Genomic DNA, 8868 nt, shown 5'->3' on the forward strand with positions numbered 1-8868 from the left:
TATGAAACATCTCAAGGCAATCAATAACAAAGCGTTGAAGCTGGATCAGGCCGCGGACGAGAACCGCATCGAAGAAGTGGTGGCGATGAGTTCGGTGGCGGGCTGTGCGTCGACCACCGACCCGGGCTGGGAAATCGATGCGTTTGGCGGTGTGTCGTCGCTGTGCCAGCCCATGGAGGCTGACCTCTACGGTTGCTCCGACCCGTGCTGGTGGCCGGCCCAGGTGCCCGACATGATGAGCACGTACCCGGACTGGAACAAGGATGCCCAGGCGTCCAACGACAACTGGCGCAACCTCGGCACTGTCTTCCCGAAAGACAAGTGATCTGACAAGAAGAAGGATTCCAGCATGCACAGCATAAAAGCCTGCGGCCTGGCCGCTTTCGCCGTCCTGAGCACCTGTTCGCTCAGTGTTCTGGCGGATGAAAACACTGCACTGCAAGACGGTCACGAGTACATGTTGACCACCAACTACCCGAACAACCTGCATGTGATCGACCTGGCCACCGACACCTTGTACAAGACCTGCAAGATGCCCGACGCGTTCGGCCCTGGCACCGTGCAGTTGTCACCGGATCGCAAGACCGCCTACGTGCTGAACAACCACTACGCGGATGTCTACGGCGTTGAGCTGGACAGTTGCAAACAGGTGTTCCACGCCAGCATCACCCAGAAGCCGGGCGAGAAAGCCAAATCCATGTTTGCCTTCACCCTCAGCCATGACGGCAAGGAATTGTTCACCGTCGCCAACCCGACCTTGATGCTCAACGATCGCTACGAAGTGCAGCAGCCGCGGCTCGACGTGTACAAGACCGACGCCGGCATGGACGCCCAACCGGTGCGCAGTTTCCCGGCACCGCGTCAGTTGACCATCATGCAGAGCGGTGATGACGGCACGCTGTACGTGGCCGGGGCGGACGTCTACAAGGTCAATGTGCAGACCGGCAAGTTCGACGTGCTGATCCCCAGCCGCCACTGGAAGCGCGCGAACTACAGCGCGCCGGACGTGCTCTACGTGTGGAACCAGCAGACGTATCGCCATGACTTCTCGCTGCTCTACACCGCCGCGAAATTCAAGGACAAGAAACAGGACCCGGCCACCGCCGAATACCTGTATGGCCTGTTCAGCGTCGACCTGAAGACGGGCAAGACCGAAACCACCGATTTCGGCCCTTTGACCGAAATCTACTTCAGCGGCATGCGCTCGCCGAAAGACCCGAACCTGATGTTCGGCGTGCTCAATCGGCTGGCCAAGTACGACATCAAAGAGAAGAAAATGCTCCAGGCCGCGACGCTGGATCACTCCTACTACTGCATTTCCTTCAACAAGGAGGGCAGCAAGATCTACCTGGCGGGGACGTTCAACGACGTGGCGATCTTCGATGCCGACAGCCTGAAACAGACGGGCAGCATCAAGTTGCCGGGTGGAGACATGGCGATTACCACGGCGCAGATTTTTGTCCGGTAAATTGTGGCGTCTGGGCTGACGTCATCGCTGGCAAGCCAGCTCCCACAGTGGATTTGTGGTGTGTGAACACCACCGAACCCTGTGGGAGCTAGCCTGCCAGCGATGGGGCCCTCAAAAACAATGCAAAAATAGCCAAAATCAAACCCCCGGCACCGGACACCCCAAATCCCCCTCCTGGCACTTCAAGTAAGTCTTGAACGTCTCCACCCGCGCCTTGGTCAGTTCAGTCACGCAATTGCTGTAGATCAGCGGATACACGCTCCCGCCTTCCACCCCGGATGCCGAAAACTTGCACTCGGCATCGCGAAACGCAATCCACGAACGCTGCGCGCCCACCAACAGTTTCTTGCTGTCGGGGTTACCCTTCAAGCGCGAAGTGATTTGCTGGTAAAGCGCATTCAACTCCTTATCCGCCGCTGCATGCTGCTGCGACGCACACTGGTTCATCGTGGCTTGATCAGTGGCGTTGTCGCAGTCAACGGCATGAGCCAGGGAAGTGAACAACAAAGGCGTCAACGCCAGGAGGAAGCGTGCGTGCATGGCAGAAACTCGCTGTGACGGGGGAATTTGCGGTGCAGTGTAGCGTTGTAGGTAATTCAGACATCTACATCTGTCACGCCGGGTCGGATTTTGCCGACATATTTTCAAGCAAGTGTGGGTGCAGAGGCGGCTCGAAGTAGCGCGTCAGCTGTTGCTTCAATATCGTCGCGCAAATGAAGTTTCTCCAGCCAACCTTCGGGTATGGCTCTCACGCCGTAATGAGCTCCGGCCAATTGACCAACGATTGCAGCGGTGGTGTCAGCGTCGTCTCCCAAGTTGGCCGCTTTCAGGATGGCGGCTGCAAAATTGTTGGTTTGATCAAAGCACCACAAGGCCGCTTCAAGTGCGGCAACACAGTAACCACTGCCCTGGATATCGTTTGGTGATTTACCGAGGTAACTGCCTCGGGCGATGGCGGCGACTTTTGGTTCAAGGAATTTCGTCTTTGCTGCATTAAGCAACGCCCGTTTTGAAGCGCCTTGCAACGCATTACAGCTCAGCTCGGCGAACAACTGGCAGCATTCGATCGCTTCCGGTGCAGCGTGCGTGGTTCGTGAACTGTTCGAGGTAAATATCCTTACCTGCTCGCGGTCCGGAAAGTAATACAACACCACGGGTATCAGGCGCATCAGTGAACCATTGCCGGCGGTACGGGGATGACTGGAACCGGAGTAGGGTTCTCCGGTTGCCTGATACCGGGCTAGAGCGTCACTTACAGTGATGCCGATGTCGAAGCATTCGCCGGTCGAGCTTAGATAGCCGTTCTGCCACCAATCGACGTAGCGGTTCATCTGGTCCATTGCGTCGAAACCATTTCTGATCAGCAGGCTTCTGGCCAGACAGAGAGCCATTGATGTGTCATCGGTCCATTGTCCGGGTTTCAGCTGAAAGGGACCGCCGCCGACCATATCGGTCAGGGGGGGAAATGATCCGCGAGGCTGGAACTCGACACTGGTGCCAACGGCATCGCCGCAGGCCAGGCCCAGCAGGGCCCCGCGATAACGCTCCTGGAGTGAGGGCTGCATGCATCTTCCTTGTTCTGAATTGGTTTCGGTGAAGAACGTTAGCAGTTTTAGTCTGCTTCTTTGGTCTGCAGCCCAGAACTTATCGATAGAAATGCACCCGAATATTTCGGGCGAAGCTGATCACAACACAACTTTCGGGCTGGACATGTGGTCTTAGAGGCCTACTGTTGTTCAGTACAGGAGGTGACGTATGAAACCAGTACCCAATAGTTTTGAGCGCAAAATCACGCTTAAAGCGCCGCGCTCCCATGTGTGGCGTGCCTTGGTCGATGCCGAGGCGTTCGGTCAGTGGTTCGGCGTAGCGCTTGAAGGCAGGCGTTTCATTGCCGGTGAGTGGACGCAGGGGCAGGTGACCTATCCCGGTTACGAGCATGTGTTGTGGAATGTGCTGGTGGAGCGGGTCGAGCCGCAGCAGTTGTTCTCCTTTCGCTGGCACCCTTACGCGGTGAATCCGAAGATCGACTACTCCCAGGAGCCCACCACGCTGGTGAAATTCGAAATGGAAGATTTTGAGAACGGCACGTTGCTCAAGGTGACCGAATCGGGTTTCGCTCACATTCCCGACATACGCCAGAAGGAGGCGTATTACATGGACAGCCGTGGCTGGGAAGAACAGTTGAGCAGACTGGAGCAATTCCTTGTTGAAAACGCCAAGGCCCGCGAGCGCGAGAGTGACTGACAGCAGTATGTTTGAGCCTTGGCTGAAACGCTGGGCGCTGGCCTCCAGCCTTAGTACATGAGGCACCTAAGGGTTTTCGGAGGGGGCGCTATAGCGAATGTCTTACACGCCGTAACAACTATGTCGTCTATTGCCGATTGGATCCCATGCGTATTCTGGCCTCATCCACTGACGCACAGGGAGTGCTCAGGATCATGGATGATCGGCCATTTGCATGGAATGCTGACGACAGGGAGTCGTAATGGTCTTGGAAGAACCCGCTTCGGCGGGTTTTTTTATGGGCGCAGGAAAAGTTCTGGCTGCGGGAGCCTTGGCCCCGCAGTTTTTTTCTACCGACGGTCGAGTTTCGCGGCGGCACGCTCGGTGATTTCCGCACGCAGTTTCAACGAGTCTGCGGCGCGTTTGCGGGCTTCTGCCAATACGCTGGCCGGCGCTGTTTCCGGGCTACCGGCCTGGAACGGCGGAGCAGGGGCGTATTCCAGTTGCAATTGCACCAGTTCGGCAGTGTCCTGATCGAACAGTTCTGCAGCCAGGGTCAGGGCGAAATCGATGCCCGCGGTGATCCCGCCACCGGTCAGCAGATTGCCGTCACGCACCACCCGATCCTTCACCTCGATCGCCCCCAGCGGTGCCAGCAACTCGTGATAGGCCCAATGAGTGGTGGCGCGTTTACCTTTCAACAAACCCGCCGCGCCGAGCACCAGCGCCCCGGTGCAGACCGACGTCACGTAACGCGCATTCGCCGCCTGAGCCTTGATGAACGCCAGCGTTTGCTCATCTTCCATGAGCGGCCCGACGCCGCTGCCACCGGGCACACAGATCACATCCAGTGCCGGGCAGTCGTCGAAGGTGACCGTCGGCTTCAGCATCAGGCCGGTGCTGGCGGTGATGGGCATCAGGTCCTTCCAGATCAGATGCACCTTCACATCCGGCAACGAGGCCAGCACGTCGTACGGGCCGGTGAGGTCGAGTTGCTGCACCTGTGGAAACAACAGAAAACCGATCTGCAAGGTCATGGTGTTTTTCTCCTGGAGTGGGTGGACGACTTCACTGTAGGCGCCTAGGATTTGGCGCATACGCCAATAACCCCACGATTTCCGCCAAAATGCCGAAAACCATTCACGTTCTTGCCTTCGCCAATGTGCAATTGCTCGACGTCACCGGGCCGTTGCAGGTGTTCGCCTCGGCCAATGACATCGCCCGTCAGCAAGGTTCGTCTGCGCCGTATGCGCCGTCGGTGATTGCCAGTGGCGGCGGGGCGGTGATGTCGTCGGCGGGGTTGGCGTTGTTGGCTGAACCCTTGCCCGGGCAGGGCAGCGACACCTTGATCATCGCCGGTGGCTGGGGCGTTTACGCGGCGGCGGAAGATCAGCCACTGGTGAATTGGGTACGTGAGCACGCGGCGGGCTGCCGACGGGTTTCATCGGTGTGTACCGGGGCATTTTTACTGGCGGCCAGTGGCTGGCTCGACGGCCGGCGCGTGGTCACCCACTGGACCCGATGCGAGCAATTGGCCCGGCAACATCCGCAATTGCAGGTCGAACCCAATCCGATTTTCATCAACGACGGTCCGGTATGGACCTCGGCCGGCGTTACCGCCGGCATTGATCTGGCGCTGGCGATGGTCGAAGCCGATCTGGGCCGCACCATGGCCCTGGAAGTCGCCCGGCAACTGGTGGTGTTTCTCAAACGTCCCGGCGGGCAGTCGCAATTCAGTGTGACCTTGTCCTTGCAGAAAGAAGGCAGCCGTTTCGACGACCTTCACGCCTGGATCAGCGAAAACCTCACCAAAGACCTCGGCATTCCAACGCTGGCGCTACAGGCCGGCATGAGCGAACGCAGCTTCGTCCGCCATTACCGCGCCGACACGGGCCAGACCCCGGCGCGGGCCATTGAACTGATCCGGGTCGAAACCGCACGGCGCCTGCTCAGCGATACCGGCGTACCGATCAAACGGGTCGCGGTGCAATGCGGGTTTGGCAGCGAGGAAACCCTGCGTCGCAGTTTTCTGCGGGCGATGGGGGTGACGCCGCAAGCCTATCGAGAGCGGTTTTCCGTCAGTACTGCAGGGTGTGTTCAGTCGGTCTGTTCAACGACTTCCACTTCCGCCACCTGATTAAAATACTTCGCCCGATCCGGTGTAAACATCACCACAGTTCGTCGCGGTTGAGGCCGGTTCGAAGGGGCAGGTCAATGCTGCGATGGATGCGTTGGGACATTCCGATTCCTTGAATTCGGGGGTGTTGGACAGCTCCGCTGTACCCGCTGAAGGTCGATGTTATGGGCGGATGTAATGGCTGGCAACAGGGTGTTTCCGGCTATTTTGTTTAAGACGTGTAGGACGCGTGCAGGCGACATGCCCGGGGCGAGACGTCTCAGACCGGGTGTTTAATGTCCCTTCAAGGCTGCCAAAAACTCTTCTCCCCACTCAACTTCCGATCGAGAAAACACGCGGCGCTGATCAATGCCAAGTGCGTCAACGCTTGCGGCGTGTTGCCCATGTGCCGCGCGTGGCTGTCGAACTCTTCGGCGTACAGCCCCAGCGGGTTGGCGTAACGCAGCAGTTGTTCGAACTCCAGATGAGCCTTTTCCACCCGACCGGCGCGGGCCAGGCATTCGACGTACCAGAACGAACACGCGGCGAATGCGCCTTCGGTGCCCGGCAGGCCATCAATCTGGTTGAGGTCGTTGTGGTAGCGGTAGACCATGCCGTCGCGCACCAGATTCTTTTCGATGGCGTCGAGGGTCGCCAGCCAGCGCGGGTCCTTGGCACTGACGAAACGCACCAACGGCATCAGCAGCATTGAACCGTCGAGGCCGGTACCGCCGATGTGCTGGACGAAATGCCCGCGTTCCTCATTCCAGAAGTTGTCCCAGATGTCGGCGTAGATCGCTTGCCGAGTCTGGTCCCAGCGGGCGAACGGGGCGGGCAAGGAGCGTTTTGAGGCGAGACGAATCGCCCGATCCAGTGCGACCCAGCACATCAGGCGTGAGTGCAGGAAGTGATGTTGTTCGCCGCGCATTTCCCAGATGCCGACGTCTTCCTGCTGCCAGGTTTCACAGACCTGATCGACCACTTCCACGGTGTGCTTCCAGCCTTCGTGGGAAATTGCCTCGCCGTACTTGTTGACCAGGTACACCGCGTCCATCAACTCGCCGAAGATGTCGAGCTGAATCTGCGTGTACGCCAGATTGCCGATGCGCACCGGTTTCGCGCCGCCGTGGCCGGACAGGTGCGTGAGTTCGATTTCCGGCAGTTCCTGACGACCGTCGATGCCATACAGAATGTTCAGTTTCATTGGTTGGCCGCGACAGTCGCTGACCCGTCCGCGCAGCCAGCGCATGTAGGCGTTGGCCTCTTCGACAAAGCCCAGGCGCATGAAGGCGTAGACGGTGAACGAGGCGTCGCGGATCCAGGTGTAGCGGTAATCCCAGTTGCGTTCGCCGCCGGTGGTTTCCGGCAGGCCAAAAGTCGCGGCGGCGAGGATGGCGCCGTGTTTGCGCGAGGTCAGCAGCTTCATCGCCAGTGCCGAGCGGTTGACCATTTCCCGCCAGCGACCGCGATAGTTCGACTGGCCGATCCAGTCGCGCCAGAACTTCAGCGTGCGTTGCAGGCACAACGCGGCGGCGCCTTCCTTGAAGCGCGGATCGTCGACGGCGCCGAGCAGAAATTCGGCGGTCTGGTTCTGTTCGAGGGTGAATTCGGCGACGGCCGCGTGGTTGTCGATATGCAGCGGTTGATCTGCGGCCAGACGCAGGGAAAGCTGATCGACAGCCTCGAAAATTACGTCTTTTTTGCTCATGCAGGCGAGGGTAGCGGCGCGAGCGTAATCGTGGCGCACAGCGCAACGCAGGTGAAAGGTAGCCTTGCCGCTGACCACTTGGACCCGACGCATCAGCATCGGCAAATCGTCCTCGCTGTCACCGATGGGCAGCAGATCGGTCACCTCGACCACCGCGCGATCGCTCAGCCAGCGGGTCTGCAGGACGTTGGTGTCCGGCAGGTAAATCTGCTCGCGTCGGGCGTCGGGCAGATCAGGGGATAACTGGAAAATACCGGCCTCGGGGCTGTCCAGCAGCGAACAGAAGATCGACGGGCTGTCGAATTCCGGCCAGCAGAAAAAGTCCACGCTGCCCTTGTCATTGACCAGTGCGGCACTGCGCATGTCGCCGATGATGCCATGGGCGTCGATGGGGCTTTGGCGTTCGGGGTGATCAGTCATTGGCGCGGGGCTCCGGCAGTTGAGGGCCTAAGTAGCTGACTGGTCTTGGCGGGCTGGAGTTCATTTTGCGGTGACTGCTCTGCCCCCATCGCCAGCAGGCTCGCTCCTACAGTGGTGTTCATCCGACTAATTCTGGCATGCGCCCATCCGTTCTCTTTACAGACAACTTTCGAGGTACGCCCGGTGACCCCGCTGACATTGCTGTGCCTGCCCTATTCTGGCGCGAGCGCCATGGTCTATAGCCGCTGGCGGCGCAAACTGCCGGAGTGGATCAAGCTGCAACCGGTGGAATTGCCGGGGCGCGGCGCGCGCTACGGCGAGCCGTTGCACACCGACATGCGCCGCCTGGCGCTGCAACTGGCTCACGAACAAAAAACCATGCTCACGGCGCCCTATGCGTTGTTCGGCCATAGCCTCGGTGCATTGCTGGCCTGTGAGATGGCGCACGCGTTTCGCTCGCTTGGCTGCCCGGAGCCGGTCGCCTTGTTCGCCTCGGGCACCGCTGCGCCGACCCTGCGCGCCGACTACGATCGCGGTTTTGCCGAGCCGAAAACCGATGCCGAACTGATCGAGCAACTGCGCACCCTCAACGGCACCAGCGAGGAAGTGCTGGCCAACGAAGAACTGATGAGCCTGACGCTGCCGATCCTGCGCGCCGACTTTCAGTTGTGCGGGCGCTTCGAGCCGATCCAGCGACCGCTGCTCAAGTGCCCGGTGCACGTGCTCGGCGGCAAGGCTGACCGTGCCACCACCGAGCAGTTGATTGGCTGGAGCAAGGAAACCCACGGCAGTTTTTCCGTGGACATGCTCGCTGGCGGGCATTTCTTCATCCATGAGCACGAGGCCAAGGTGCTGCGGGTGATCAAGGATCAGCTGGAGGTTCATTATCGGCGGCATGCCATGGCGGCTGTGGGATAACCCCCTCTCAAATAT

At 59.4% G+C, this 8868-nt stretch carries 9 protein-coding genes; 5 read left to right on the plus strand and 4 right to left on the minus strand.

The annotated features are described in order from the left end of the window. The first annotated feature begins 1 nt into the window (after position 1). Positions 2 to 325 carry a quinohemoprotein amine dehydrogenase subunit gamma gene (qhpC, locus tag ACNYC6_RS22865; protein ID WP_008016081.1) on the plus strand — a complete coding sequence of 108 codons (324 nt, stop codon included), beginning with the start codon at positions 2 to 4 and terminating at the stop codon, positions 323 to 325. Between the two features lie 24 nt (positions 326 to 349). Continuing rightward, positions 350 to 1468 carry a quinohemoprotein amine dehydrogenase subunit beta gene (gene peaD / locus ACNYC6_RS22870; protein WP_419709273.1) on the plus strand — a complete coding sequence of 373 codons (1119 nt, stop codon included), beginning with the start codon at positions 350 to 352 and terminating at the stop codon, positions 1466 to 1468. Between the two features lie 138 nt (positions 1469 to 1606). On the opposite strand, the gene ACNYC6_RS22875 is transcribed toward peaD, so the two are convergent. Further along, on the minus strand, positions 1607 to 2008 hold the full coding sequence (locus tag ACNYC6_RS22875; protein WP_419709274.1) for a lysozyme inhibitor LprI family protein: 402 nt from the start codon (positions 2006 to 2008) through the stop codon (positions 1607 to 1609). A 104-nt stretch (positions 2009 to 2112) separates the two neighbouring features. Further along, positions 2113 to 3033, minus strand: a complete 921-nt coding sequence (locus tag ACNYC6_RS22880) for an ADP-ribosylglycohydrolase family protein (RefSeq protein WP_419709275.1) — start codon at positions 3031 to 3033, stop codon at positions 2113 to 2115. Positions 3034 to 3223: 190 nt separating this feature from the next. On the opposite strand from ACNYC6_RS22880, the gene ACNYC6_RS22885 reads away from it, so the two are divergent. Continuing rightward, positions 3224 to 3712 (plus strand): SRPBCC family protein, encoded by a 489-nt coding sequence (locus tag ACNYC6_RS22885; RefSeq protein ID WP_419709276.1) that lies wholly within the window; start codon positions 3224 to 3226, stop codon positions 3710 to 3712. A gap of 329 nt (positions 3713 to 4041) precedes the next feature. Here ACNYC6_RS22885 and inhA read toward each other — a convergent pair whose 3' ends face one another. Continuing rightward, complete coding sequence (inhA, locus tag ACNYC6_RS22890; RefSeq protein ID WP_419709277.1) at positions 4042 to 4728, minus strand: isonitrile hydratase; 687 nt, start codon at positions 4726 to 4728, stop codon at positions 4042 to 4044. Between the two features lie 89 nt (positions 4729 to 4817). Here inhA and ACNYC6_RS22895 point away from each other — a divergent pair, with 89 nt between their 5' ends. Beyond that, complete coding sequence (locus tag ACNYC6_RS22895) at positions 4818 to 5828, plus strand: GlxA family transcriptional regulator (RefSeq protein ID WP_419709278.1); 1011 nt, start codon at positions 4818 to 4820, stop codon at positions 5826 to 5828. Positions 5829 to 6111: 283 nt separating this feature from the next. Here ACNYC6_RS22895 and ACNYC6_RS22900 read toward each other — a convergent pair whose 3' ends face one another. Beyond that, entirely contained in the window at positions 6112 to 7935 is a 1824-nt protein-coding gene (locus ACNYC6_RS22900) for a glycoside hydrolase family 15 protein (RefSeq protein ID WP_419709279.1), read from the minus strand. Between the two features lie 183 nt (positions 7936 to 8118). Here ACNYC6_RS22900 and ACNYC6_RS22905 point away from each other — a divergent pair, with 183 nt between their 5' ends. Continuing rightward, positions 8119 to 8853 carry a thioesterase II family protein gene (locus tag ACNYC6_RS22905; protein WP_419709280.1) on the plus strand — a complete coding sequence of 245 codons (735 nt, stop codon included), beginning with the start codon at positions 8119 to 8121 and terminating at the stop codon, positions 8851 to 8853. The last annotated feature ends 15 nt before the right edge of the window (positions 8854 to 8868 follow it).

Origin of the sequence: Pseudomonas sp. NFX224 (genome assembly GCF_048565165.1) — a bacterium.
Classification (GTDB): Bacteria; Pseudomonadota; Gammaproteobacteria; order Pseudomonadales; family Pseudomonadaceae; genus Aquipseudomonas.

Bases quoted from the DNA above. Each gene is read 5' to 3' on its own strand.
- qhpC (WP_008016081.1), top strand. From the start codon at position 2: ATGAAACATCTCAAGGCAATCAATAACAAAGCGTTGAAGCTGGATCAG.
- peaD (WP_419709273.1), top strand. From the start codon at position 350: ATGCACAGCATAAAAGCCTGCGGCCTGGCCGCTTTCGCCGTCCTGAGC.
- ACNYC6_RS22875 (WP_419709274.1), bottom strand. From the start codon at position 2,008: ATGCACGCACGCTTCCTCCTGGCGTTGACGCCTTTGTTGTTCACTTCC.
- ACNYC6_RS22880 (WP_419709275.1), bottom strand. From the start codon at position 3,033: ATGCAGCCCTCACTCCAGGAGCGTTATCGCGGGGCCCTGCTGGGCCTG.
- ACNYC6_RS22885 (WP_419709276.1), top strand. From the start codon at position 3,224: ATGAAACCAGTACCCAATAGTTTTGAGCGCAAAATCACGCTTAAAGCG.
- inhA (WP_419709277.1), bottom strand. From the start codon at position 4,728: ATGACCTTGCAGATCGGTTTTCTGTTGTTTCCACAGGTGCAGCAACTC.
- ACNYC6_RS22895 (WP_419709278.1), top strand. From the start codon at position 4,818: ATGCCGAAAACCATTCACGTTCTTGCCTTCGCCAATGTGCAATTGCTC.
- ACNYC6_RS22900 (WP_419709279.1), bottom strand. From the start codon at position 7,935: ATGACTGATCACCCCGAACGCCAAAGCCCCATCGACGCCCATGGCATC.